Below are 25,228 nucleotides of genomic sequence, written 5' to 3'. Positions count from 1 at the left end.
CCACGCCACCCGCCCGCCCGGGGCCCGCGGCCACGCCCCGGCCCGCCGCCCAGCCCGCCATCGCCCGCGGCCCCGCCCCGGCGCCCACCCCCGCGATCGCACGCCCCACCGCCCCCGGCGCCCTGCAATCCCCCAACCTGCGCCCGTGGGAGGGCCTGTCCAACGCCACCTTCCGCCAGCGCATCGCCGAGGCCGAGCGCAGCGCCGAGCACCCGCGCGACGGCTATGCGCTGCGCAATGCGAATTCCGGCGCGCTCGGCCGCTACCAGTTCCTGCCCATCGCGCTGCGCGACATCGGCTGGATGGATGCCGCCGGCGCCTGGACCGACACCGCCGCCCGCCACGGCGCGACGGACGAGGCCAGCTTCCTCGACAGCCCGCCGGCGCAGGAGGCCGCGATGTCGGCCTACCTGGCGCGGCAGGAGGCGATCCTCGACCGCGGCGGCACGCTCGGTGCGGTCGGCGCCACCATCCGCGGCCTGGACGGGCAGGAGATCGCGTTGACCGAGGGCGCCCTGGTCGCCGCGGCCCACCGGCGCGGCGCCGGCACCCTGGCGCGCTACCTGACCCACCGCACCGAGACACCGGACGCGCCGCTCTCCCCCGCCCAGCGCACCGCCTTCGAGAGCGTCGAGCACCGGCTGCGCGGCTTCGCGGCCGTCCCCTACGCCAGCGAAAGGCCGGGCAACCGGCAAATGGCGCGGCGCGGCGGCCCGGCCGGCTGAACGACCCGCCTTTGACTTGCAGGGCCGTTCGGTGAAGGACTGCGCCGCAACATCGCAGCCAGAACAGACGGACCCCCATGCCATCACTGACCGGCCAGGTCGCCCTGGTCACCGGCGCCTCCCGCGGGATCGGCGCCGCGCTTGCCGTCGAACTCGCCCGCCGCGGCGCCCAATGCGTGCTGGTGGCGCGCACCCAGGGCGGGCTGGAGGAGACCGACGACGCCATCCGCGCCGCCGGGGGGCTGCCGGCCGCGCTGCTGCCGCTCGACCTGCAGCGCCGCGCGCAGGACATCGACATGCTGGGGCCGTCGGTCGTGGCGCGCTTCGGGCGGCTCGACATCCTGGCCCATGCCGCCGGCGTGCTGCCGAAGCTGACCCCGGTCGCGCATATCCAGCCGCGCGACATCGAGGAATCCCTCGCCGTGAACCTGACGGCCGCCTGGCGGCTGATCCGCACCTGCGACCCGCCGCTGCGCGCCGCGCCGGCCGGCCGCGCCGTGGTGCTGACGGATGCCGTGGCGGCCGCGCCGGCGCCCTATTGGGGCATGTATGGCGCGGCCAAGGCCGGCATGGAGCACCTGGTGCGCTGCTGGGCCGCCGAGGTCGCGACCACCCCGCTGCGCGTCATGCTGGCCGATCCCGGCGCGGTCGCCACCGGGCTGCGCGCCAATGCCTTCCCGGGCCAGGACCCGGCGGCGATGGCCGGCCCGCAGGATGTCGCGCCAGCACTCGCGGACCTGTGCGAGGCGGCGGAACAGCGCCATGGCGAGACGATCCGCCTGGGCCGGTAGCGCAGCGGCGCCCGGCCTGGGCGCGCGATCCGACCCGGCAGGGCTGCGCGCCGCGCCGGACGAACCCGCCGGCGGCCGCGCACCGCTGCGGGGCTACGGCGCGGGTGCGCCCAGCGCCCGCACCGCCGCCCCCGCCGCGACGCCCGGTGGCACCGGTGCCACCGGCGCGACGCGGGCCGCGGCCTCGGCCGCCACCGCCTCGATCGCCGGCGAGGGTGCCGGGGCAAAGACCACCGTGGGGGCCGGCACCACCACCGGCACCGGCGGTGGCGGCGGCGGTTCCGGCGGCGTGGCGGCGGCCGTGACGGCCCGCCCCACCCGGCCGACCCAGCCGATCCGGTTGTTTTCCTGCGCCGGCGTCAGTGTCGCCGGGCCGTCCGCCACGCCGCGATAGGCCGGATAGGCCGCCGGCGGCACCGTCCAGCAATCCACCGCGCCGAGCGACCGGGTGCACATCGGCGGCGGCGCCGGCGCATTGTCCTGCCCGCAATAGGCATCGCCGCGGCCGATCCGGGCGATCGAGCAATCCTCCCCGGTCACCAGGGAGACCAAGCCATCCCCCACGGTCCGCCCGAAGGCGCGCAGCGACACGGCCTCGACCGCCGCGGGGATGGCCAGCAGGGGCGCCCCGGGGGCGCCGACCGCGGCGCAGCCGGGCGCCAGGGCCAGCAGGAACAAGGTCGCGGCAGGTCGCATGGCGCATAGGACCCCGCCCGGGCTTAACGCCCCGCCAACGGGCCTGTATGGTCCGGCCCCTTTCCGGGGTCGGGCCGCGCCCGCCCGCCGCAGCCAGAGGTGCCGCACTTGCCCGATATCTTCGACGAGGTGGAGGAGGATCTCCGCGCCGAACGCGCCGCCCGGATGTGGAAGCGCTTCGCCACGCCGCTGATCGGCGTGCTCGTGCTGGTGATCGGCGGCGTGGCCGGCTGGCAGGGCTGGCAATGGCACCAGGCGCGCCAGCGCGACGCCGCCGCCGCCAGCTTCCTCGCCACCCACCGCGCCGCCGAGGCCGAGGGCGCCGACCTGCCCGCCATGACCGCCCGCTTCGAGGCGATGGCGCCCGAGGCCCCGGCCGGCTACCGCACCATCGCGCTGCTGCGCGCCGCGGCGCTCAAGGCCGAGACCGGCGACCGCGACGGCGCGCTGGCGCTGTACGACCGCGTCGCCGCCGACACGTCGGTCGACCCGCTCTATCGCGACCTTGCCTCGCTGATGTGGGTCCTGCGGTCGATCGACAGCGGCGATCCGGCCGTGCTCGCGGCGCGCGTCGCGCCGCTCGCCCGCGCGGGGCAGCCCTGGAGCGCCTCGGCGCGCGAACTCGCCGGCCTGGTCGCGCTGCGCGCCGGCCAGCCGGCCGAGGCGCGGCGCACGCTGGAAGCCCTGGCCGCCGACGTCACCGCGCCACGCGCCATCCGCGACCGCGCCCAGCGCATCGCCGCCGGGATCGCCGGCTGATGCGCGCCCCCCTGACGCGCCGTGCGGCGCTGCTCGGCACCGCCGGCCTGCTCGGCGGCTGCGAGACCTTCGACAGCATCTTCGGCGAGCGGCGCGAACGCTTCGAAGGCAATCGCCAGCCAGTGATGTCGGTGCCGGAACGCACGCTGGCCGCCGATTCGGCCGCGCCGGCGGGCGGCATCGCGCTGCCCCCGCCGGCCCCGCGCGCCGACTGGCCGCAGCAGGGCGGCGATGCCGCGCATGGCGGCGGGCACCCGGCGCTGGGCGGCACGCTGGCCCGGTCCTGGAGCAGCGGCTTCGGCAGCGGCACCGCCTATCGCCGCCGCCTCGCGGCCGGGCCGGTGGCCGGCGGCGGGCTGGTCTTCGCGGCCGATGCCTCCTCCGACGTCTCGGCCTTCGACCTCGCTTCCGGCAGCCGCCGCTGGCGCCGCGACGTCAGCCGCGAGAACGAGAGCGCCGGGTCGATCGGCCCGGGCCTGGGGCTCGCCGGCGACACGCTGTTCGTCGCCACCGGCCTGTCGGAGCTGCTGGCGCTGAACGCCGCCGACGGCACCATCCGCTGGCGCGTGGACCTGCCGGCCCCCGCCCGCGGCGCGCCCACCATCGCGGAGGGCCGTGTCTTCGTGCCCACCGTCGCGAGCCACCTGGTCTGCCTGTCGGCCGAGGACGGGCGGCGCGTCTGGACGCACCGCGCCACCGCCACCGTGACCATCCCCTTCGGCCTGCCCGCCCCGGCGGTCGAGGGCGAGGTGGTGGTCTGCGGCTTCCCCTCCGGCGAATTGTTCGCGCTGCGCGCGACCGACGGCCGCGTGCTCTGGAGCGAAAGCCTGGCGGCGACCGGCGGCCTGGTGCTGTCGGACATCGCGGGCGTGCGCGCCAGCCCCGCCATCTCGGGCGGGCGGGTCATCGCGGTCGGCGTCGGCGGGCTGACCATCTGCGTGGACATGCGATCCGGCCGGCGGCTGTGGGAACAGGAGACCGGCGGCACCGAGGCCGCCTGGATCGCCGGCGAATGGGTGTTCCTGACCAACGATGTCGGCCAGGTGGCGGCGATCGGGCGCGACAGCGGCCAGGTGCGCTGGGCGACCTCGCTGCGCCCGCCCGCGCGCGGCAGCCGGCCGCAGGAACGCATCGGCCTGTCAGCCCCCGTGCTGGCGGGCGGGCGGCTGCTGGTGGGCACCACCGGCGACGAACTGGTGGCGATCGACCCCGCGACGGGCGCGGTGGCCGGGCGCATCTCCCTGCCCGGCGCGCTGACGCTGCAGCCGATCGTGGCGGGCAACCTGCTGGTGGCGGCGACCGACGACGCCACGCTGGTCGCCTTCGCCGGCGCGGGCTGAGCCGGGCGCCATGACGCCCACCATCGTCATCCTCGGCCGGCCGAATGTCGGCAAGTCGACGCTGTTCAACCGCCTGGCGCAGCGGCGCATCGCCATCGTGGACGATACGCCCGGCGTCACGCGCGACCGCAAGCAGGCGGAAGCGCGGATCGGCGGGCGGGACGTCACGCTGGTCGATACCGCGGGGCTGGAGGAAGCGCCGCCCGATACCGTCGCCGGGCGCATGCGCCAGAGCTCGGAAGCCGCGCTGCGCGCCGCCGACCTGGTGCTGTTCGTGGTCGATGCGCGCGCGGGCCTGACGCCGGCCGACCGTGCCTTCGCCACCTGGCTGCGGAAGGCCGCGCTGCCCGTGCTGGTGGTGTCGAACAAGGCCGAGGGCCGCGGCGGCATCGCGGCCGCGATGGAGGCCTTCGAACTGGGCCTGGGCGACCCCGTCGCGGTCAGCGCCGAGCACAATGAGGGCCTCGGCGCGCTGCACGAGGCGGTGGCCGAGGCGCTCGGCGCCGAACCCGAGGAGGAACCCGAGCCCGAGGACGGCGCCGAGCCCGACCCCGACCGCCCGCTGCGCATCGCCATCGTCGGCCGCCCCAATGCCGGCAAGTCCACGCTGCTGAACGCCCTGATGGGCGAGGAACGCATGATCACCGGCCCCGAGCCGGGCCTGACGCGCGATTCCGTCGCGCATGAATGGCGCGACCACACCGGCGGGCGCGTGCGCCTGGTGGACACCGCGGGCATGCGCAAGAAGGCGCGCATCCAGGAACGGCTGGAGCAGATGTCGGTGGCCGCCACGCTCGGCGCGCTGAAGGAAGCCGAGATCGTGATCCTGGTGGTGGACGCGCTGCTGGGCATGGACGAGCAGGACCTGCGCATTGCCCGCCTGGCGGAACGCGAGGGCCGCGGCATCGTGATCGCCTTCAACAAGTGGGATGCGGTGGAGGATCGCGCGGCGGCGCGGCGCGTGCTGGACGACACGCTGATGGCCTCGCTCGCGCAGTTGCGCGGCATCGCGGTGGTGCCGCTCTCGGCGCAGACCGGGCGCGGTGTCGACAAGCTGATGCCGGCGGTGCGCGCGGCCTATGCGCTGTGGAACCGCCGGGTCGGCACCGGCGAGCTGAACCGCTGGCTGGAAGGCGCCTTGTCGCGCCACCCGCCGCCGGCGGTGGATGGGCGCCGGGTGAAGCTGCGCTACGCCACCATGCCCAAGGCGCGCCCGCCGACCATCGCGATCTTCGGCACGCGGGCCGAGGACCTGCCCGAGGACTACCGCCGCTATCTGGTGAATTCCTTCCGCGAGACCTTCGACATGCCCGGCATGCCGATCCGCCTGCAGCTGCGCGGCACCAAGAACCCCTACGCCGAGGAGTGAGCGCACAGCGGTCAAGGCCGCGGCGGCGCCGGCGTGTGATCCCTGCCGCTTGCCGCGTGCCCTGGGTGATCTATACCACCACTCACGCCGTCCCCGGACCGGTTGTGCCGCCAGCAGGCGCGGCGATCCCGGCGCGGCCCGTTGTTCGATCGCATTTTCCGAGTCGCGAAGGCGCCCGGCTCGAAAATGCTCCCGCCGCCGCTGGAGAGCCTCGCCGGACATGGATGTGGACCCGAATACCCCGCCGAGCATCGGACAGCGGCTCTCGGCGATCGAGGAGCGGATAGAGCGCTTGGCGCATCGACTGGAGGAAGCGATCGGCTACTTCGCCGTGCGGTCGAACCGCGTGACGGACAGCCAGTCGATCTACCTGGGCGACAATACCGCGGTGACCTTCCTCGAGGACGGCACGCGCATCATGGTGGACACGAAAAGCCTCGACATCGGTGTCCACCTGCTGACGCTCGGCCGCTGGGAACCGCAATACACCGCGCTGTTCGCCAGGCTGGTGCGGCCGGGCGACACGGTGTTCGACCTCGGCGCCAACCATGGCGTCTATGCGCTGATGGCCGCGCGGCTGGTCGGCGCGACCGGCCGGGTCCATGCCTTCGAGCCCAATCCGCGGCTGGCGCAGCTGGTCGACATGTCGCTGCGCATCAACGGCTTCGCCGGCTGGGCGCAGGTGCACCGGATCGCGGCCTCCGACCGGACCGGCATCGCGCGGCTGTTCTTCACCGATTCCTATTCGGGCGGCGGGTCGCTGTCGGGCACGGCGGAGCAGAGCGACGCCACCGGCGCGTCGAAGCATGCGGTGGATTGCCGCCTGGTGCCGCTCGATACCCTGTTCCCCGACCCGGCGATGCGCCTCGATGTCATCAAGATGGACGTCGAGGGGCATGAGGGACCGGCGCTGCGCGGCATGCGCGAGCTGCTGGCGCGGTCGCCCGACGTGCGGATCATGATGGAGTACGGCCCGCAGATGATGCACGCGTCGGGCATGGCCGCGCCGGAAGTGGTCGCGCTGCTCGAAGGGCTGGGGCTGTCCGCCTGGACGATCGACCACGAGGGCGGCATCGCGCCGGCGGCCTGGGCCGACCTCGCGTCCCAGACCAGCGGGCTGCAGAACATCCTGGCCGCGCGGCACGCGCCCTTCTGACCGACAGCGGCTCGGCCACGCCCGCGCCGCACCGCTTACCGAGGATCCCCATGGACCTGCCCGCCGGCGCCGGCACCAAGATCGCCTTCGTCCACGTCCCCAAGACCGCGGGGACCTCGCTCACGACCGTGCTGGCGAAGGGCTGGGGCCGCGTGAAGATCGTCGGCCAGGCCAGGGAAGTCGATGCGATGCCCGCCGAGGAGGTCGAAGACCTGACGTTGGTCGCCGGGCATTTCTTCCCCTACCAGCTGCGCCGCCCGTGCTTTCGCGACTATGCGGCGGTGACCGTGCTGCGCGACCCCTTCGACCGGCTGGTCAGCGCCTGGCGCTTCGCGCATGAGCGCGTGGCGGAGGGCGACAAGGTCGGGCCGGCCATGGCCTTCGCCTCGGCCGTCAGCTTCTCGGAATTCGCCTTCTCCTCCTACGGCGCCTACGAACGCCATTCGCAGATCTACAACCTGGCCCGCGAACAGGGGATGCAGCCGCAGCAGCAGCCCATGGCGCGCATGCTGCGGCGTGCCAAGCGGCGGCTGGATGGCATGCTGGTCGGCACGGCGGACCGGCTGGATGACTTCGCCCACGCGCTGTTCCATCGCTTCGATCGCGGCGATCCGCCGCCGATGCCGCGACTCAACACCACCGAGGCGGTGCCCGACGAGGCGCTGGGCCTGTCGCCCGTGCGGCGCGCGGCGCTGCTCGAGATCCTGGCGCCGGACTACGAATTGCTGGCGCATGGGCGGCGGCTGATGGAGGCGCAGATCGCCGGGCGGGCGGCGACGTGACCGACTTCGCCTTCCTGCTGTCCAAGATCCTGTGGTTCCCGGCCCGGCCCGGGCATTTCGCGCTGATCGTGGGCTTCGTCGGGTTGTTCATGGTCTGGCGCGGGCGGCGCTTCGGGCGCTGGCTGATCCTCGCCTGCCTCGGCTTCTTCCTGATGCTGGTGGTGACGCCGGTGAACCAGTGGCTGCTGCTGCCGCTTGAGGACCGCTTCGCCCGCCCCGCCGAGGCCCCGCCGCGCGTGGACGCGATCATCGTGCTGGGCGGCGCCGTCGAGCAGAACATCACCGAGGCGCGCGGCATCCCCTCGCTCAACGGCGCGGCGGAACGCATGACCGAGGGCGTGATCCTGGCGCGCCGCTACCCGGAGGCGCGGGTGGTCTTCACCGGCGGCCAGGGGTCCTTCGTGCATGGTGGCGTGACCGAGGCCGATGTCGCTCGCCAGCTCTGGACCGCCATGGGCCTGCCGCCCGAGCGCGTGATCTACGAGGACCAGGCGCGCAACACGCATGAGAACGCGGTGCTGACCGCGCGGCTGCTGGCCCCGCGCCCCGGCCAGGTCTTCCTGCTGGTGACCTCGGCATCGCACATGCCGCGGTCGGTGGCGGTGTTCCGCGCCGCGGGCTTCCGCGACATCATCCCCTGGCCGGTGAATTTCCGCACCGGGCACAGCTGGGCGTCCTGGTACGACGCGCCCTTCCCCGAGCGGCTCGGCCAGTTCGAATGGGCGTTCCGCGAATGGATCGGGCTGGTGGCGTACCGGCTGATGGGGCGCACCGACAGCCTGCTGCCATCGCGCGAGGCGCCGGGCCGCTGAGGCGGGAACGGCCCGCGCGCCGGCAGGCACCCTGCCCGCGAGAGGGCGCAGGCTTTGCCGGCGCGCCGACGCGCACCACGCCCACGCGCTGACGCACCCAACGCCCGCGCACCGCCGCACCCAACGCCCGCGCACCGCCGCACCCAACGCCCGCGCACCGCCGCACCCAACGTCCGCGCACCGCCGCACCCAACGTCCGCGCACCGCCGCACCCAACGTCCGCGCACCGCCGCACCCAACGCCCGCGCACCGCCGCACCCAACGCCCGCGCACCGCCGCGCCCAACGTCCGCGCACCGCCGCGCCCAACGTCCGCGCACCGCCGCGCGACGCCCCGCACCCGCCCCTCACCGCGCGCCGCGCTGCCGTTCCACTTCGCGCCAGCGCGCCACGTTGCGGTTGTGCTCCTCCAGCGTGCGGGCGAAGGCATGCCCGCCAGTGCCGTCGGCCACGAAGAACAGGTGCTCCGTCGCCTCGGGCCGAGTCGCAGCAGCCAGCGCGGCCCGCCCCGGGCTCGCGATCGGCCCCGGCGGCAGGCCGCGGATGCGATAGGTGTTGAAGGGGTGCTCGCGATCCAGGTCGGCCCGGCTGATCGGGCGGTCCATCGGCGCGCCGGCGGTCGCCGCATAGGCGACCGTCGGGTCCGACTGCAGCGGCATCCCGCGTCGCAGGCGGTTCACGAACACGCCGGCGACCTGGCCACGTTCCTCGGGCCTGCCGGTCTCGCGCTCGACGATCGAGGCCAGCACCAGCGCCTCGCGCGCCGAGGTCAGCGGCAGGTCGGGCGCGCGCGCCGCCCAGGCCTCGGCGAGCGCGCGGTCCATCGCGGCATCGGCGCGGCGCAGCAGGGCGGCGCGCGTCTCGCCCCATTCGAAAGCATAGGTCTCGGGCAGGAAATCGCCCTCGGCGATCGCAGGGATATCGCCGGTCAGGCCTTCGGTGCGCTCCAGCAGGGCGCGGAGTTGATGGGCAGTGAGGCCCTCGGGGATGGTCAGGCGGCGCTGCACCGGGCGGGCATCGCGCAGGATGCGCAGCACCTCGGCCAGCGGCGCGCCGGCAGGGAAGGCGAATTCCGCGGCGCGCAGCGGGCCCTCGCCGCGCGTGAGCCAGGCGGCCAGGGCGAAGGCGCGCGGGTCGGCAATCACCCGCGCTTCGGCCAGCGCGGCGGCGATGCGCTCGGTGCCGCCGCGCGGGATGACCACCTGCGTCGGCGCGGGCAGCGGACCGGGAGAGGTATAGGCGCGCCATGCGAAGGACGCGGCAAGGCCGCCGGCGAGCAGGACGACCAGGGCCAGCGCGAGGAACGTCAGGCGGAGACGCATGGCTAGGGGCCCGCGCCGGAGGGGCGCCGCCCCTCCCAACCACCCCGCCAGGGGGCGACGGCCCCCTGGACCGCGGGATATGGACGCTGCGTGGGGACGCGCGGCGGGGATTCCCGGATCGATGCCCCGCATCGGGCCGCGAGCGCGAAGCGCGACTGCGCCCAACCCATCAGCCGTGCCCGGCGCACCAGCGCAGGGCGCGAAGGCAAGCCGGCCGGATGGCCGGTGCCCGCCGTCCGCGGGCGCGAAAAAGACTCAGGGCGCAGCCCTGAACACGATCGACGCATTGGTGCCGCCGAAGCCGAAGGAATTCGACAGCGCCACCTCGATCTTGCGCGGCTGCGCAGCCAGCGCCACGCGGTCGATCACGCTTTCGCGCGACGGCTTCTCCAGATTCAGCGTCGGCGGCGCCACGTTGTCGCGGATCGCCAGGATCGAGAAGATCCCCTCCACCGCCCCCGCGGCGCCCAGCAGATGCCCGACCGCCGATTTGGTCGACGACATCGCCAGGCCCTTGGCGTCACCGCCCCACAGCCGCTCGACCGCTTCCAGTTCCAGGTCGTCGCCGAGCGGGGTCGAGGTGCCATGCGCATTCACGTACTGCACCTGCGCCGGCGTGACCTTGGCGGAGGCCAGCGCGGCCTTCATGGCGCGGAAGGCACCTTCATGGCCATCGGCCGGGGCGGTGATGTGATAGGCATCGCCCGACATGCCGTAGCCGATCACCTCGGCGTAGATCTTCGCACCGCGCGCCTTGGCGTGTTCGAATTCCTCGAGCACCAGCACGCCCGCGCCCTCGCCCATCACGAAGCCGTCGCGGCCCTCGTCCCAGGGGCGCGAGGCCGCGGCCGGCGTGTCGTTGAAGCCGGTGGACAGCGCGCGCGCCGCGCAGAAGCCGGCAACGCCCAGTTCGCAGACGGCCGCCTCGGCGCCGCCGGCCACCATCACGTCGGCATCGCCCAGCGCGATCAGCCGCGCCGCGTCGCCCAGCGCATGCACGCCGGTGGCGCAGGCCGTCACCACGGAATGGTTCGGCCCCTTGAAGCCGTAGCGGATCGACACCTGGCCCGAGGCCAGGTTGATCAGCGCGGACGGAATGAAGAAGGGCGAGATGCGCCGCGCCTTGCCGGTCACCGCCAGCATCGCCGCCTCGTGGATCGTCTCGAGACCGCCGATGCCCGAGCCGATCATCACGCCGGTGCGGCAGCGGCTTTCCTCGTCGGTCGGCGCCCAGCCGGAATCCTCGACCGCCTCGCCCGCCGCAACCAGTGCGAACTGGATGAAGCGGTCCATCTTCTTCTGGTCCTTGATCGGGATCCATTCGTTGATGTCGAGACCGCCATCCGCCCGCACGCCGGTCGGAATCTGCCCGGCGATCTTGGCCGGCAGCGACGCCACGTCGAAGGACTGGATGCTGCCGATGCCGGATTCGCCGGCCAGCATCCGCTTCCACACATGCTCGACCCCAAGGCCGAGCGGGCAGGCGATGCCCATGCCGGTCACGACCACGCGTCGCGGCTGGAAACCGTTCTGGAACACGCGCGCTACCCCCCAACCAAGTCCGGGCGTTACTCGCCCTTCTGCTTCTCGATGTAGTCGATCGCGTCCTTCACGGTGGTGATCTTCTCCGCCGCGTCGTCCGGGATCTCGACGCCGAAGGCCTCCTCGAAGGCCATGACCAGCTCGACCGTGTCGAGGCTGTCCGCACCCAGGTCGTCGATGAACGAGGCTTCCGGGGTCACCTTCGCCTCCTCGACGCCGAGGTGCTCGACGACGATCTTCTTCACCTTCTCGGCGGTGTCGCTCATCGCGTTACTCTCTCCGTTCTGCCGGGCCGCGCCCGTGCGAAAATGCCGACTGCGTTCCGCCCGGTGCCGGCCGGACTCGCGCCCCGGGCCCCCGCGGAGTCCGGCGCTTAACATGGAAGCGACGCGGGGCCTAGGCGCTCATGGCGACACCGGTCAAGGGACCGGGCCGGCATGGACCGCCGGCCAGCACCGTGACGCCATCGCATGTAGCCACGGCGCAACACAGCGGCAAGGACGCCGGCGGCGCTGCTACAGCCCGGCCCGCGCGCCCAGCGCCCCCAGTTCCTCGACGAATCGCGCCGCCGCCACGTCGGGTGTCCAGGGGCGCCAGGGCGGGTCGCCGTAGCGCACGGCCAGCGGGTCGGCCGCCATGACGGCGGCGCGGATGCCCAGCGTCTCGCGCACCTCGGTGGCGGTCCAGCCGACCACGTGCACGGCCTCCGCCGCCGCGACCGCGATGTCGACCGCCTTGTGCGCGCGCTTGTCCTCCGCGCTCCAGGGCGGCAGGCGGTAGCGCGTCGCGACCACCCCGGACAGGCGCGCCTGCAACTCGGCGAAGGCCGGCCCCAGGAAGGGCTTCAGCGGCGAGATGCAGTCGAAGTTGATCAGTCCTTCGTCGGCATCGTGCAGCAATTCGCGCAATTCCTGCGCCGGCGTCAGGCGATGGCGCGTGCGGGTGCGCCGCAGCGCCAGCACCGTCAGCGAATGCTGCGCGACCGACAGCGGCTCCGGCCAGGCCGAATGCCCGCCCCAGCGGAAGGTGCGGGCCAGGCCGGTGGCCAGGTCCGCATCCGTCCAGTCGAGCGGCGTGGGCGCCAGCAGGTCGAGCCGCCGGCCCGAGGGCAGCCGCACCCAGGCGCGATCAGCCACGATTCGCGCCGTCAGTAGGTGGCAAACACCCGCTCCAGGTCGGTGACGCCATGCGCCAGGGCCAGCGCCAGCAGCACCCGCGCCTTCTGCGGCGTCAGGTTGTCCGCCGTGATGAACCCCAGCGCGCTGTTCTTGGTGGTGCGCGCCGCGCGTCCCGACATGGCGCGCGACGACGTCACCACCGCGACCCCCTGCTTCACCGCCGCCGCCATGGCGTCCGACATGGCCGGCGTCACGTAGCCAGGCGCGAAGCCGGCGGCGACGATGCCCTTCGCACCGGCGGCGACGAAGGCCTCGATCGCCGTGCCGTCGGCGCCGGCATAGGTATAGGCGATATCCACGCGCGGCAGCGCGGCCAAGCCGCGGATGTCGAATTCGGTGTCGGGTGCCAGGCGCCGCAGCGGCCGGCGATACCACGCGATCATGTCGGCATCGGCATGGCCCAGCGCGCCGAAATCCGCCGTGCGGAAGGTCTGCATCCGCAGGGTCGAGGTCTTGGTGACCTCGCGCGCCGCCTGGATCTCGTCGTTCAGCAGCACCAGCGCGCCCAGGCCCCGCGCGCCCGGGTCGGCCGCCACGCGGCAGCCATTCAGCAGGTTCATCGGCCCGTCGCCGGCCAGCGCCGAGGCCGGGCGCTGCGCGCCCACCACCACCACCGGTTGCGGAATCTTCAGGGTGAGGGAGAGAAAATACGCCGTCTCCTCGAGCGAGGCCGTGCCATGCGTGACCACGATGCCGGCCAGGTCGGGATGCTCGGCCGACAGCCGGTCGCAGATCAGCACCAGCTCCTTCCATTCCGGCCAGGCCAGCGCGGTGGACGGGATCGCCTTGAAGGGCACCGGCAGCACATCGGCCACCAGCGCCAGTTCCGGCACGCGCGCGATCACCGCGTCGACGTCCAGCACCTTCCCGCGCGAGGCATAGTCGATCAGCTCCAGCGGCCCCTGCCCCATCGAGGAAATGGTGCCGCCCGTGCCGATGATGGCGACCTTCGGTTTCGTGCTCACGCTGCTGCCTTTCCCGCCGCGCCGATGCGCAGCCTGTCGATCACGTGGTCGGTGGTCATCACGTCGCCGAAGATGTTCCAGAAGCTCGCGAGCGACGCGTTGTGCTCGGCGTCACTGTTCGCCGCGTTGCAGTCCGCGACCATGATGGTGCGGAAATTGGTCATCATCGCGTCGCGCGCGCTGCTCTCGCAGCACACGTTGGTCACGGTGCCGCCGATCAGCACGGTGTCGAAGCCGCGCGCGCGCAGGCGTTCGGGAAGGTCGGAGGAGCCCTGGATGAAGGCGCTGAAGCGGTGTTTCTTCACCCGCTCATCCCCGGGCCGGACATCGAGCGCCGGCCACAGCGCATGGCCGGGCGTGCCCTCGGTCATGGCGGCGACGCGCCGCGCGCGGGCGGCCGGCGTCGCCATGCGCTGCATCACGGACCATTCCTCGTCGCAGCGCGGATCATGGGTGTTCTGCACCCAGAACACGCCGCCGCCGGTCGCGCGCACGGCGTCGGCCAGGCGGTTCACCGCCGGCACGATGCGCTCGGCCATGGGGCAGAAGGCGTGGCTGATCGCCGCGTCCATGAAGCCCACCTGCAGGTCGATCACCACGAAGGCGGTGCGGGCGGGCACCAGCTCCTCGAACGGGTGCGCGCGCCCGCAGCGCGCTTCGACGCGGGCGATGATCTCGGGCGGGATGGCAAGCGGGTGCATGCGGGCGGTCTCCCGTGGGCGGGCGTGGCGCCGGCGACGTTGCGCGTTTCCAGCCCGGCAGGCTATCGGCGCCCCCGCCGGTCGGCAACCCGGCCGCCGGTCAGCCGCGCGCCTCCACCACCGCCGTCGTCAGGCGCGACACGCAGGCCAGCCGGCCATCCGCGCGGCGGATCTCGGTCTGCCAGACCTGCGTGGTGCGGCCGACATGCAGCGGGCGGCACACCGCCGTCACCACCTCCCCCTTCGGCACGGCCGCGACATGGTTGGCATTGACCTCCAGCCCCACGGCGCGGCGCCCCTCGGGCAGCGTGAGCGTGCTGGCGATGCTGCCGAGCGTCTCCGCCAGCACGACCGACGCCCCGCCATGCAGGATGCCGAAGGGTTGCACATGGCGGTCGTCGACCGGCATCTCGGCCTTCAGGAAGTCCTCGCCCACTTCCAGGATGCGGATGCCGAAATGCCCGGGCAGGCTGCCGGCGAAGCGCGCCTCCATCTGCGCGGGCGTCGCCGCGCGTTGCCAGATTGCCATCACCAGGCCCCTTCCTCCATGACAGCTGGGCAGTCTGCCGGGCCGCCGCGGCCAGGGCGAGGGGCGCGGTCGAGGCCGGCGCCGCCTGCCCCTCGGGCGGCTGGGCGGCCGGGTAAGGTTGACGCTGGCGGGCATGACGGGAATAATTATGACAGAAGAAGAACATCCGACCGAAGGACCGCGCCGGGACGAATCGCCGGACATCGCGCGTTCGGCGGCAGGGTCGGAGCGGTCATGGGGCGAAACAGCATACCGGACCCTAGGGTCGGCAAACGGATGGTGATGCTGTGCAGGTAGTGCTGGATGTCTCGAGGTTCCTCGCGTGTGGACGCCGCCAGGCACCCTCGGGCATCGACCGTGTCGAGGCGGCCTATGCGCGGCGTTGGCTCGATGCGCCCCCCAGCAGCGTGACCTTCGTCGCCCGCGGGCCGCGCAATGGCTATGCGGCGGTGCCCCGCGGCATGGTCGCCGACCTCGCGGACCGGCTTGATGTCGCGTGGGGCGGCGGGCCGGATGCCGCGACCGCGCTGCGCGGCGCCCGGCGGATCGGGATGCTGGCGCTGGCGCGCATGATGGTCGGGCGGGGCCGCGCCCGCGTGGCCGAAGTGCTGGGGCGCGAGCGCCGCACGCTGTTCCTGCTGGTCTCCCACCGCCTGATGGAACAGCCCGAACCGATCGCCGAGCTGCGCCGCGCCGGCGCCGCCTTCATCCCGCTGGTGCACGACCTGATCCCGGCGACGCATCCCGAATACGCCCGGCCCGGCGTGGCGATGCAGCATCTCCAGCGGCTCGAGACAGTGGCCGCGCTGGCCGATGGCATCATCGTCAATTCCGCCGCCACCGCCGCCGTGCTGCGGCCGCACCTGGTCCGCCAGGCCGCGCCGCCGCCGCTGCTGGTCGCGCCGCTGGGGATCGGCCGGCCCGCGCCGGCGCCGCCCGCCCCGCCCGGCACGCCCTATTTCGTGGTGATCGGCACCATCGAACCGCGCAAGAACCACCTGCTGCTGCTGCACCTGTGGCGCGAATTCGCCGCCAAATGGGGCTCCGCCGCGCCGCGCCTGGTGCTGGTCGGGCGCCGCGGCTGGGAGAACGAGAACGTCCTCGACCTGCTGGAACGCTGCACCCTGCTGCGCGGCCTGGTCCAGGAAGCGGGCTCCCTGCCGGACCCCGAGGTCGCGAGCCTGCTCGCCGGCAGCCGCGCCCTGCTGTTCCCCTCCTTCGCCGAGGGCTACGGCCTGCCGCTGGCCGAGGCGCTCGCCGCCGGCGCGCCGGCGATCTGCTCGGACCTCGCGGCGCTGCGGGAGGTCGGCGGCGACGTGCCGGAATACCTAGACCCGCTGGACGGGGCCGCGTGGCGGCGCCTGGTGCTGGACTATGCCGCGCCGGACAGCCGTGCGCGCGCCGCGCAGCTCGCGCGGCTGCGCCACTGGTCGCCGCCCGCATGGTCGGATCATTTCGCCGCCGTCGATGGCCTGCTGGCGCAGGTGGCCGCGCGCGGCGCGGCGTCCGTCGCCGCGCCGCAGCGGGCGGCGACGCCATCGGCCCTTGCCCCGGATGCCTTCGCGCCGCGGCCGCTCGGTCTGCGATGACGCGCAGCCCCGGACCGGGCAGACTGCCGGCATGAGTGCTGGACGCCGGCGGCGCACCACAGGACCAGGCAAGGCCGCGCAGGATGCCGTCGCCATCGTGGGCGCGGCGTGCCGGCTGCCGGGCGCGCCGGACCTCGATGCCTTCTGGTCGCTGCTGGAACATGGGGGCGACGCGGTCACCGCCATCCCGCCCGACCGCTTCGACCAGGCGCGCTGGCTGCATCCGCGCAAGTCCGAGGCCGGGCGGACCTATACCTTCGCCGCCGGCACGATCGGCGATGCGGCGGGCTTCGACGCCCAGGCCTTCGGCCTGTCCCCGCGCGAGGCCGCCGAGATGGACCCGCAGCAGCGCGTGCTGCTGGAAGTCGCCGCCGGCGCCTTCGAGGATGCCGGCTGGCCCGCCGAGCGCCTTTCCGGGCGCAATGTCGCGGTGTTTATCGGCGGGTCCTCCACCGACTACGCCGAGCTCCGCCTCGCTGACCCCTCGGCGGCCGACCGCTTCTTCATGACCGGCAATGCGCTGTCGATCCTGTCGAACAGGATCGGCAACGTCTTCGACCTGCGCGGCCCGGCGCAGACCATCGACACCGCGTGTTCGTCATCCCTGGTCGCGCTGCACCTCGCGCTGCGCGCGCTGGCCGACGACCCGGGCCTGGAAGCGGCGGTGGTGGGCGGCGTGTCCATGCTGCTCTCGCCCTATTCCTTCATCGGCTTCTCGCGCGCCAGGATGCTCTCGCCGACCGGGCGCTGCCGCGCCTTCGACGCCGCGGCGGACGGCTATGTGCGCGCCGAGGGGGCGGGTGCGGTCATCCTCAAGCGCCTGCCCGATGCCATGGCCGCCGGCGACCCGATCCGCGCCGTGCTGCTGGGCAGCGGGGCGAATGCCGCCGGGCGCACCATCGGCTTGTCGCTGCCGAACCGCGCCGCTCAGGCGGCGCTGATGGAACGCGTGATCGCCCGCGCCGACATCGCCCCCGAACGCTTCCTGGCCTTCGAGGCGCATGGCACCGGCACCCGCGTGGGCGACCCGGCGGAGACCTGGGCGATCGGCACCACCATCGCGCAGCGCCGCGCCGCGCCGCTGCCGATCGGGTCGGTCAAGACGAATATCGGCCACCTCGAGGCCGCGTCGGGCATGGCGGGGCTGCTGAAGGCCGTGCTGATGCTCCAGCACGGCGCCATCCCGCCCTCCCTGCATTTCCACGACCCCAACCCCGAGATCGACTTCGCCGCGCTGAACATCGCGGTGCAGACGCGCCACGCGCCATTGCCGCCGCGCGCCGATGCCGTGGTCGGCATCAATTCCTTCGGCTTCGGCGGCACCAACGCGACCGTGCTGGTCGGCCGCGCGCCGGTGGCGGCGCCGGCGCGGGCCGAACGCGGGCGCGGCAGCCCGCCGCTGGTGCTCTCGGCACGCTCGGCCGCGGCGCTCGGGCTGCTCGCGCAACGCTGGCGCGACCGGCTGGACGGCGCCGATGCGCCGGCGATATCGCGCGCCGCGCGCGGCGTGGCGCGCCACCGCGACCTGGCGCCGCATCGCCTGGTGCTGCGTGGGCCGGACATCGCCGGCGCGATCGATGCCTGGGCGGCCGGCGAGAAGCCCCCCGGCGCCGAGCAGAACGAGGCGGTGCGCGGCAGCCTCGCCTTCGTCTTCTCCGGCAATGGCGCGCAGCATGCCGGCATGGCGAAGCAGGCGCTGGCGGCCTCGCCCGCCTTCCGCGCCGCGCTGAAGCAGGCCGATGCGGCGCTGGCGCCGCTGCTCGGCTGGTCGCCGCTGGTACTGCTCAAGCGCGGCGTCGGCGCGCAGGCGCTGGCCGGCACCGACATCGCGCAGCCGCTGCTGTTCGCCATCCAGGTCGGCGTGGTCGGCGCGCTGGCCGAACAGGGGCTGCGCCCGGCGGTGGTGCTCGGCCATTCGGTCGGCGAGGTGGCGGCCGCCTGGTGCGCCGGGATCCTGCCGCTCGACCAGGCGGCGCGGCTGATCGTGGCGCGATCGCGCCACCAGCACGCGACGCGCGGCGCCGGGCGCATGGCCGCCATCGGCTGCGCGCCGGACGCCGCGGCGGCGCTGCTCGATGCCTGCGGCCCGGGGCTCGAGATCGCGGCGGTGAACGGCCCCGCCGCCATCACCGTGGCCGGCCCGGCCGAGGCCATCGCGCGGCTCTGCGCCGCCGCCGAACGGCAGCGCATCACCGCCGTGCCGCTCGACCTCGACTACGCCTTCCATGCCGCGGCGATGGACCCGGTGCGCGCCGGGCTGCTGGCCGACCTCGCGACGCTGGCGCCACGGGCGGGCATGGCGGAGATGGTCTCCACCGTCACCGGCGCGCTGCTGCCCGGCGAAGCGACCGGCGCGGCGTATTGGTGGCGCAACCTGCGCGAGCCGGTGCGCTTCCGCGACGCGACCCGCGCCGCCGCCGCCGCCGGCGCGCGGCTGTTCCTCGAGATCGGCCCCACCCCGGTCCTGCAATCCTACCTGCGCGAAAGCCTGCGCGAGGACACCGGCGAAGCCGCCGTGCTCGCCTCGCTGACGCGGCGCGATCCGGCGGGCGACCCCTTCCCCGCCATCGCCGACCGCGCCATCGCGCGCGGTGCCGACCCGCGCGCGGGCGCCGCCTTCGCCGGGCCGGCGGATCGCGCGCTGCCGCTCACGCCCTTCGCGCGCAGCGCCACCTGGTTCCCCCGCACGGTCGAGAGCGCGCGACTGACCGACCCGCAGCGCGACCACCCGTTGCTCGGCCTGCGCCAGGGCGCCGAGCCGGGGCTCTGGACCGCCTTCCTGGATACCGAGCTGTCGCCCTGGCTGGCCGACCACCGGCTGCTCGGCGAGGCGGTGCTGCCGGCGGCCGGCATGGCGGAGATGGCGCTCGCCGCCGCCGCCGTCCTGCACCCCGAGGCCGCGGCGCTGGAGGTCACCGACCTCGCCATCCTGCGGCCCGTGGCGCTCGACCCCGACCGCACGCGGGAACTGCGCTGCAGTGCCGATGCCGAGGGCGGCTTCACCCTCGAAAGCCGCCGCCGCCTGGCGGAGGAACCCTGGAGCCTGTCGGCGCGCGCGCGAATCGCCGCGCTGCCGCGCCTGCCCACCCTTCCCGCAGCGCCACCCACCGGCGGCCGCGCCGTCACGGGCGCCGAGGTGGTGGCGCTCGCCGCCCGTTGCGGCCTGGACTATGGGCCGGCCTTCCAGCCGGTCGATCGCGTGCTGGTCGATGACGCCACCGCCAGCGGCGTGGTCACGCTGCGCCTGCCGGCGGCCGCCCCGCCCACCGAAGGCTTCCTGCTGCATCCGGTGCTGCTCGATGGCGCGCTGCAGGGGCTGGTCGCGCTGCTCGCGGGGGTGGTGCGGCCGGAAGGCCAGGCGCTGGTGCCGGTGCGGATCGGCCGCCTGGCGGTGCTGCGCGGGGCGGCGGTGCCGGCCAGTGCGGCGATCGCCGTGACACGGCGCGGCGAACGCTTCCTCGCCGCCGACCTGCTGCTGCGCGATGCCGAGGGCGGCGTGGTCGCGACCTGCCAGGATGTGTGGCTGCAGCGGGTGCGCCTGCCGGGCCGCCTCGCCGCGGCCGACCACGCCTTCCGGCTCGACCCCGTGCCGGCGGCGCCGCTGCCCGCCGCGCCCGCGCCGATCGCCGCCGAGGCCGCGCTGGAAGCCGCGCGCGCCGCCGATGCCGCCGCCGACATGACCGAGGCCGCGCTGCTGCTGGAAGGCTTCGTCGCCGCCGCCGCCTCCGCCGCGCTGCCGGCCGCGCCGCCGCTTGCCACCGCCTATCGCCGCGCGCTGTGGCGCGGGCTGGCCGAGAGCGGGTTGGCCGAGGAAACCCCCGCCGGCTGGCGCCTGGCGGAGGACCAGCCGCTGCCGCCGCCCGAGGAGATCTGGCGCGCCGTGCTGGCCGAGCAGCCGCGCCTCGCGCTCGACATGGCGTGGCTCGCCCGCGCCGCCGAGGCGCTGCCCGCCGCGCTGGCCGGCGACGCCCGCATCGCGCCGCCGCCGCCAGCGGATTCCGGCGCCCTCGCCCGGCTGGCGGGCGTGATCGAGGCCGCGATCGGCGCCATCGCGGCGGCCTGGCCGCAGGGCCGGCCGCTGCGGGTGCTCGACCTCAATGCCGGCGGGCCGCTGACCCGCCGGGCCGTCGCGGCGCTGGCCGCCAGCGGCCGCCGTGTCGACTACCGCGCCGCCGGGGAAGCCCGCGCCGGCGCCGCCCCGCCATCGGCCGAGGGCATCGATTTCACCTGGACCAGTTGGGACCCGCTGGCCGGGACCGGCAGCCCGGTGACCGCGGACCTGGTGATCGGCCTGGCCCCCGCCGCGCGCGGCCGGTCCGGCACGGCGCTGGCCGCGGCGCTGCGCGGCGCCGCCGCCCCCGGTGCGCTGGTGCTGCTGGCCGAACCCGCCCCCGGCCGGCTGTGGGACTTCGCCTGCGGCCAGGACCCGGCCTGGTGGGCCGGCGGCGAGGGCGCGCTGCCCGATGCCCGCGCCTGGACCCACGCCCTGGCCGAGGCCGGCTTCGAGATGCCCGAGGCCCTGCCGCTGTCCGCCGCGCCCTGGCCGGCGCTGCTGGTGGTGGCGCGGATGCCCTCGGTGATCCTGCCGGCGAAGGTGTCGCCCCGCCGCGTGCTGGCCCTGGCGGCGCCCGGCGCGGCGCGCCTCGCCGCCGCCTTCGCCGCCGCCCTGCAGGCGGAAGGCCATGGCGGGGAAGTCCTGGCGCTGGACGACAGCCCCGCGCCCGGCGAGCTGGAGGGCCGGCTGGTGGTGGTGCTGGCCGGGGATGACGACCTGCCGCCGCTGCTCGCGGCCGCGACGCGGCTGGCCGGTGCCGCGCAGGGGCGCGCCGCCGGCTTCGCGCTGGTGGGCGCCGGGCCGGCCGCGCACGCGGCGGCGCTGGCGGGCCTCGGCCGTGTGCTGGCGAACGAATTGCCCGACCTGCGGCCGCGCCGCATCACCATCGACGCCGCCCTCGCGCCCGAGCACGCGGCGCGCCGGCTGGTGGCGGAACTGCTGCGCGACGCGCCGGCGCCGCACGACGCGCCCGAGGTCACCATCACCGGGGCCGGCCGCCTGACGCCCGTTCTCGCCGCCGGGCTGCCGGTGCCCGCGGCGTCCGGGGCGCGGCGCCTCGGGGTCGGCCAGCCCGGCCAGATCGGCACCCTGGGCTGGGAGGCCGAGCCCACCCTGCCCGCCCCCGGCGCCGGCGAGGTCCGCATCGCCGTCGCCGCCGCCGGGCTGAACTTCCGCGACCTGATGTGGGCGCAGGGCCTGCTGCCCGAGGACGCGCTGATGGACGGCTTCGCCGGCCCGACGCTGGGCATGGAATGCGCCGGCGTGGTCCAGGCCGCCGGGCCGGGCGTCGCGCTGAAGCCGGGGCAGGCGGTGTTCGGCTTCGCGCCGGCGGCCTTCGCCAGCCATGCGCTGACCCGCGCCGAGGCGTTGGCGCCACTGCCTGCGGGGCTGGCGCCGGAGGCCGCCGCCACCGTGCCGGTCGCCTTCATCACCGCGGCCTATGCGCTGGAGACCCTGGCGCGCATCCGGCCGGGCGAGCGCGTGCTGATCCATGGCGGGGCGGGCGGGGTCGGCCTGGCCGCGCTGCAGATCGCGCGCGCCGCCGGGGCGCTGGTCGCGGCCACCGCCGGCAGCGCCGAGAAACGCGCCTTCCTGCGCCTGGCCGGTGCCGACCTGGTGCTCGACAGCCGCGATGCCGGCTTCGCCGATGCCCTACGCGCTGCCTGGCCCGAGGGCGTGGATGTCGCGCTGAATTCGCTGGCGGGCGAGGCCATGGAGCGCACGCTGGGCCTGATGGCGCCCTTCGGCCGCTTCATCGAACTGGGCAAGCGCGATTTCGTGGAGAACCGCCGCGCGCCGCTGCGCCCGTTGCGCCGCAACGTGTCGTATTTCGCGGTGGATGCCGATGCGCTGCCGCGCGCGCGGCCTGACCTTGCGCAGGCGCTGCTGGCCGACATCGCGGCGCGGCTGGCGGAAGGCGCCCTGCTGCCGCTGCCCCACGCGGTCTTCGCACCGGAGGAGGTCGAGACCGCCTTCCGCACGCTGCAGGCCTCGACCCATATCGGCAAGCTGGTGGTGCGCCCGCCCGCCGCCACCGGCGCCGCGGCGGCCGAGCCGTGGCGCCCCGACCCCGACGGCGCCTATGTCGTGGTCGGCGGGGTGCAGGGCTTCGGCTTGGAATGCGCGAAGTGGCTGGCGGCGAATGGCGCGGCGCATATCGCGCTGGTGTCGCGCCGCGGCGGCCAGACGCCGGGGGCCGAGGCCGCGCTGCGGACGCTCGCGGCGCTCGGCGCGCGGGCCAGGATCGACGCCTGCGACGCGACGGACGGGAAGGCGCTTGGCGCGCTGCTGGGCCGGCTGCGCCGGGAAGGCCCGCCGATCCGCGGCGTGGTCCATGCCGCGGCGGCCTTCGCCGACGGTGCCGCCGCCACGATGGATGCCGCGCGCTTCGACGCCGTGCTGGCGCCCAAGGTCACCGCGGCGGAGCAGCTGGACCGGCTGACCGCCGGCGACCCGCTGCATCTGTTCCTGCTGTTCTCGTCGGCCACCACGGCCTTCGGCAATCCGGGCCAGGCGAACTACGTGGCCGCCAATGCCGCGCTGGAAGCGATCGCGCGGCGGCGCCGCGCCGCCGGGCGGCCGGCGCTGGCGGTGGGTTGGGGGCCGATCGCCGATGCCGGCGTGCTGGCGCGCGACGCCGCCACCGCCGAGACGCTGGAACGACGCACCGGGGTGGCGCCGATGCCGGCGCAGGACGCGCTCGGCGCGCTGCCGGCGCTGATCGGCAGCGGGGCGGCGGTGGTGCACCTGGCGCGCGTCACCTGGTCCAGCCTGTCCGCGGCCTTGCCGATCCTGGCGGAGCCCGCCTATGCCGCCATCCGCACCGCGCGGCAGGATGGCAGCGAGGGGGCCGACCTGCGCGCCGAACTGCGCGCCCTGCCGGCCGAGGATGCCCGCGCGCGCCTGGTGCGCCTGGCGCAGGAGGAGATCGGGCGCATCCTGCGCCTGCCGGTCGAGGCGGTGGGCGCCGATGCGCCGGTGGCGGGCCTTGGCCTCGACAGCCTGGGTGGGCTCGAACTGCGGATGGCGCTGGAACGGCGCCTGGGGGTACAGGTGCCGCTGGCGGCGGTGACCGAGGATCTCACCATCGCCGTGCTCGCCGGGCGGATTGCCGGCGTGGTGCTTGAAGATCGGACGGAGCAGGCGGTGCAGTCGCTGATGGATGCCTATGAACCCGCGCCGGCCACCGCCGAGACCGTGAAGTGAACGTCGTTTCGTTTGCCCTCGATCGCCGGACTGTCGGCGGCGGCCATTCGTCCGCTCGGCCGGCGATGGCGGCCGCCGATCGCGTCATTCCCGATGGCCGGGCGCGCGCATGACCCAGGGCTTCGGGCTGTCCGCCACCGCGCGGCTTGCACTGCTGCAGCGGCTGTCGAAGCGCCGCGAGGAGAAGGGGCCGGCCCCGGGGGCCGCGCGCGCCTTCCGCGAATTGCCCGGCCAGCGCGACATGGAGCTGATCCGCGAGGCGGCCGGCGCGCTCGGCCTGGAGAACCCGTTCTTCCGCCCGCATGAGGGCGTGGCCGGCGCCACCAGCCTGGTCGGCAACCGCGAGGTCATCAACTACGGCTCGTACAACTACCTCGGGCTGAATGGGGATCATCGCGTGCAGGCGGCGGCGCAGGCGGCGATCGCGCGCTATGGCGTCTCGGCCTCGGCGTCGCGCATGGTGTCGGGCGAACGGCCGGTGCATGGGGCGCTGGAATCCGCCATCGCCGCGCATTACGGCGTCGATGCGGCGCTCGCCTTCGTGTCGGGCCATGCCACCAACGTGACGGTGCTGGGCCACCTGATGGGGCCGCGCGACCTGATCCTGCACGATGCCGCCATCCACAATTCCTGCGCCGAGGGCGCGCGGCTGTCGGGCGCGCGGCGCATTGCCTTCGCGCACAATGATTGGCGCGCCGCGGAGAAGGAACTCTCCGCCGCCCGGCGCGGCGCGCGGCGCGCGCTGGTCGTCATCGAAGGCCATTATTCGATGGATGGCGACATCCCCGACCTGCCCCGCTTCATCGAGCTGGCGCGCCGCCACGATGCCTGGCTGATGGTCGATGAGGCGCATGGCATGGGCGTGGTGGGCGCGACCGGCCACGGCATCCACGAACATGCGGGCGTGGATGCGCGCGACGTCGACATCTGGATGGGCACCTTCTCGAAGACCCTGTCGGGCTGCGGCGGCTACATCGCCGGCAATGCCGACCTGGTCGCCTGGCTGAAGCATTCCGCGCCGGGCTTCGTCTATTCGGTGGGCATGGCGCCCGCGCTCGCCGCCGCCGCGCTGGAATCGCTGCGCATCCTGGCGGCCGAGCCCGAGCGCGTCGCGCGGCTGCAGGCCAATGGCGCGCTGTTCCTGCGCCTGGCGAAGGAGGCCGGGCTGGACACCGGCACCTCCGCCGGCTTCGCCATCGTGCCGGTCATCGTGGGGTCGTCGGTGGGCGCGGCGCGGCTGTCGCAGGCGCTGTTCGACCGCGGCATCAATGTGCAGCCCATCCTGTACCCGGCCGTGCCGGACAGCTCGGCGCGGCTGCGCTTCTTCCTGTCGGCGGACCATACCGAGGCGCAGATCCGCGAGACGATCACGGCGGTGCGCGCGGCGATGTCGGGCGCGCAGCCGGCGGAGCTCGCGCGGTAGCGCCTTGCGCATCGCGGTCCTGACGCTCGAGAGCACCGCCAGCGCCGAGGCCGCCGCGCAGCTGCTGCGCGAGACGCGGCAGGATGTCGTCTTCCTGGGTCTGTCGGACCCGTTCCGCGGCGGCGTGGCGCGCACGCGCGGGCTGCTGGCGCGCAGCGGGCCGCGCATCCTGCCGTGGCTGTTCGTGGAATTCGCCGCGCCGCGGCTGCTGCGGGCGCGCCCGCGCGGCCCGCTGGCGGCGGCGGCGCGCGCGCGGCGTGGCGCCGGTGATGCTGGACGACGTCAACGC

At 74.9% G+C, this 25,228-nt stretch carries 19 protein-coding genes and 1 pseudogene; 12 read left to right on the top strand and 8 right to left on the bottom strand.

From position 1 onward, the window contains the following. Positions 1 to 725 (top strand): annotated as a pseudogene (locus LQ222_RS23540) (hypothetical protein); the annotation flags it as partial. A gap of 77 nt (positions 726 to 802) precedes the next feature. Beyond that, positions 803 to 1,516, top strand: coding sequence for an SDR family NAD(P)-dependent oxidoreductase (locus tag LQ222_RS23535; protein ID WP_230169312.1), 714 nt, complete (start codon positions 803 to 805; stop codon positions 1,514 to 1,516). A 93-nt stretch (positions 1,517 to 1,609) separates the two neighbouring features. Here the strand turns inward: LQ222_RS23535 and LQ222_RS23530 are convergent, their stop codons facing one another. Continuing rightward, entirely contained in the window at positions 1,610 to 2,212 is a 603-nt protein-coding gene (locus tag LQ222_RS23530) for a hypothetical protein (RefSeq protein WP_230169311.1), read from the bottom strand. 108 nt (positions 2,213 to 2,320) lie between these two features. On the opposite strand from LQ222_RS23530, the gene LQ222_RS23525 reads away from it, so the two are divergent. The 6 genes from LQ222_RS23525 (at position 2,321) to LQ222_RS23500 (ending at position 8,430) form a co-directional block, all read left to right on the top strand. Beyond that, a complete protein-coding gene (locus LQ222_RS23525; RefSeq protein WP_230169310.1) occupies positions 2,321 to 2,971 on the top strand; it encodes a tetratricopeptide repeat protein in 651 nt (216 codons plus the stop codon). Next, positions 2,971 to 4,311 carry a PQQ-binding-like beta-propeller repeat protein gene (locus LQ222_RS23520; RefSeq protein ID WP_230169309.1) on the top strand — a complete coding sequence of 447 codons (1,341 nt, stop codon included), beginning with the start codon at positions 2,971 to 2,973 and terminating at the stop codon, positions 4,309 to 4,311. The genes LQ222_RS23525 and LQ222_RS23520 overlap by 1 nt, the downstream gene beginning before the upstream one ends. A gap of 10 nt (positions 4,312 to 4,321) precedes the next feature. Continuing rightward, the gene (gene der / locus LQ222_RS23515) at positions 4,322 to 5,680 is read left to right on the top strand and encodes a ribosome biogenesis GTPase Der (protein ID WP_230169308.1); all 1,359 of its coding nucleotides are present in this window, start codon (positions 4,322 to 4,324) and stop codon (positions 5,678 to 5,680) included. A 220-nt stretch (positions 5,681 to 5,900) separates the two neighbouring features. Further along, complete coding sequence (locus LQ222_RS23510) at positions 5,901 to 6,836, top strand: FkbM family methyltransferase (RefSeq protein WP_230169307.1); 936 nt, start codon at positions 5,901 to 5,903, stop codon at positions 6,834 to 6,836. 50 nt (positions 6,837 to 6,886) lie between these two features. Continuing rightward, complete coding sequence (locus tag LQ222_RS23505) at positions 6,887 to 7,618, top strand: sulfotransferase family 2 domain-containing protein (protein WP_230169306.1); 732 nt, start codon at positions 6,887 to 6,889, stop codon at positions 7,616 to 7,618. Continuing rightward, positions 7,615 to 8,430, top strand: a complete 816-nt coding sequence (locus LQ222_RS23500) for a YdcF family protein (RefSeq protein WP_230169305.1) — start codon at positions 7,615 to 7,617, stop codon at positions 8,428 to 8,430. Before LQ222_RS23505 ends, LQ222_RS23500 begins: the two co-directional genes overlap by 4 nt. Positions 8,431 to 8,776: 346 nt before the next feature. Here the strand turns inward: LQ222_RS23500 and mltG are convergent, their stop codons facing one another. From mltG to LQ222_RS23465, 7 genes are all read right to left on the bottom strand, one after another. Further along, positions 8,777 to 9,751 (bottom strand): endolytic transglycosylase MltG, encoded by a 975-nt coding sequence (gene mltG / locus LQ222_RS23495; RefSeq protein ID WP_230169304.1) that lies wholly within the window; start codon positions 9,749 to 9,751, stop codon positions 8,777 to 8,779. A gap of 255 nt (positions 9,752 to 10,006) precedes the next feature. Next, the gene (gene fabF, locus LQ222_RS23490) at positions 10,007 to 11,290 is read right to left on the bottom strand and encodes a beta-ketoacyl-ACP synthase II (protein WP_256444060.1); all 1,284 of its coding nucleotides are present in this window, start codon (positions 11,288 to 11,290) and stop codon (positions 10,007 to 10,009) included. A 29-nt stretch (positions 11,291 to 11,319) separates the two neighbouring features. Continuing rightward, entirely contained in the window at positions 11,320 to 11,559 is a 240-nt protein-coding gene (locus LQ222_RS23485; protein ID WP_168040410.1) for an acyl carrier protein, read from the bottom strand. 249 nt (positions 11,560 to 11,808) lie between these two features. Further along, entirely contained in the window at positions 11,809 to 12,429 is a 621-nt protein-coding gene (locus LQ222_RS23480) for an HD family hydrolase (protein WP_230169303.1), read from the bottom strand. Positions 12,430 to 12,440: 11 nt separating this feature from the next. Then, the gene (locus LQ222_RS23475; RefSeq protein WP_230169302.1) at positions 12,441 to 13,436 is read right to left on the bottom strand and encodes an asparaginase; all 996 of its coding nucleotides are present in this window, start codon (positions 13,434 to 13,436) and stop codon (positions 12,441 to 12,443) included. Then, positions 13,433 to 14,137 (bottom strand): cysteine hydrolase, encoded by a 705-nt coding sequence (locus LQ222_RS23470; RefSeq protein ID WP_230169301.1) that lies wholly within the window; start codon positions 14,135 to 14,137, stop codon positions 13,433 to 13,435. Before LQ222_RS23470 ends, LQ222_RS23475 begins: the two co-directional genes overlap by 4 nt. 100 nt (positions 14,138 to 14,237) lie before the next feature. Further along, positions 14,238 to 14,666, bottom strand: a complete 429-nt coding sequence (locus LQ222_RS23465) for a hotdog fold thioesterase (protein WP_230169300.1) — start codon at positions 14,664 to 14,666, stop codon at positions 14,238 to 14,240. 287 nt (positions 14,667 to 14,953) lie between these two features. On the opposite strand from LQ222_RS23465, the gene LQ222_RS23460 reads away from it, so the two are divergent. From LQ222_RS23460 to LQ222_RS23445, 4 genes are all read left to right on the top strand, one after another. Continuing rightward, positions 14,954 to 16,255: a glycosyltransferase gene (locus LQ222_RS23460; protein WP_230169299.1), complete on the top strand. Its 1,302-nt coding sequence runs from the start codon at positions 14,954 to 14,956 to the stop codon at positions 16,253 to 16,255. 31 nt (positions 16,256 to 16,286) lie between these two features. Continuing rightward, positions 16,287 to 23,516 carry a type I polyketide synthase gene (locus LQ222_RS23455; protein WP_230169298.1) on the top strand — a complete coding sequence of 2,410 codons (7,230 nt, stop codon included), beginning with the start codon at positions 16,287 to 16,289 and terminating at the stop codon, positions 23,514 to 23,516. Between the two features lie 109 nt (positions 23,517 to 23,625). Further along, positions 23,626 to 24,939, top strand: coding sequence for an aminotransferase class I/II-fold pyridoxal phosphate-dependent enzyme (locus LQ222_RS23450; RefSeq protein WP_230169297.1), 1,314 nt, complete (start codon positions 23,626 to 23,628; stop codon positions 24,937 to 24,939). Positions 24,940 to 24,943: 4 nt separating this feature from the next. Continuing rightward, a partial coding sequence (locus LQ222_RS23445) for a hypothetical protein (RefSeq protein ID WP_230169296.1) occupies positions 24,944 to 25,228 on the top strand: 285 nt, incomplete at its 3' end.

The sequence above is a fragment of the Roseomonas sp. CECT 9278 genome (genome assembly GCF_918698155.1).
Lineage (GTDB): Bacteria > Pseudomonadota > Alphaproteobacteria > Acetobacterales > Acetobacteraceae > Neoroseomonas.
The sequence above is the reverse complement of the archived record's forward strand: the minus strand, read 5'-3'. Positions and strand labels throughout refer to the sequence as shown.

What these genes read in the sequence shown, in the direction of transcription:
- LQ222_RS23535 (WP_230169312.1), top strand. Translation starts at nt 803, where the DNA reads ATGCCATCACTGACCGGCCAGGTCGCCCTGGTCACCGGCGCCTCCCGC.
- LQ222_RS23530 (WP_230169311.1), bottom strand. Translation starts at nt 2,212, where the DNA reads ATGCGACCTGCCGCGACCTTGTTCCTGCTGGCCCTGGCGCCCGGCTGC.
- LQ222_RS23520 (WP_230169309.1), top strand. Translation starts at nt 2,971, where the DNA reads ATGCGCGCCCCCCTGACGCGCCGTGCGGCGCTGCTCGGCACCGCCGGC.
- der (WP_230169308.1), top strand. Translation starts at nt 4,322, where the DNA reads ATGACGCCCACCATCGTCATCCTCGGCCGGCCGAATGTCGGCAAGTCG.
- LQ222_RS23510 (WP_230169307.1), top strand. Translation starts at nt 5,901, where the DNA reads ATGGATGTGGACCCGAATACCCCGCCGAGCATCGGACAGCGGCTCTCG.
- LQ222_RS23505 (WP_230169306.1), top strand. Translation starts at nt 6,887, where the DNA reads ATGGACCTGCCCGCCGGCGCCGGCACCAAGATCGCCTTCGTCCACGTC.
- mltG (WP_230169304.1), bottom strand. Translation starts at nt 9,751, where the DNA reads ATGCGTCTCCGCCTGACGTTCCTCGCGCTGGCCCTGGTCGTCCTGCTC.
- LQ222_RS23485 (WP_168040410.1), bottom strand. Translation starts at nt 11,559, where the DNA reads ATGAGCGACACCGCCGAGAAGGTGAAGAAGATCGTCGTCGAGCACCTC.
- LQ222_RS23470 (WP_230169301.1), bottom strand. Translation starts at nt 14,137, where the DNA reads ATGCACCCGCTTGCCATCCCGCCCGAGATCATCGCCCGCGTCGAAGCG.
- LQ222_RS23465 (WP_230169300.1), bottom strand. Translation starts at nt 14,666, where the DNA reads ATGGCAATCTGGCAACGCGCGGCGACGCCCGCGCAGATGGAGGCGCGC.
- LQ222_RS23455 (WP_230169298.1), top strand. Translation starts at nt 16,287, where the DNA reads ATGAGTGCTGGACGCCGGCGGCGCACCACAGGACCAGGCAAGGCCGCG.
- LQ222_RS23450 (WP_230169297.1), top strand. Translation starts at nt 23,626, where the DNA reads ATGACCCAGGGCTTCGGGCTGTCCGCCACCGCGCGGCTTGCACTGCTG.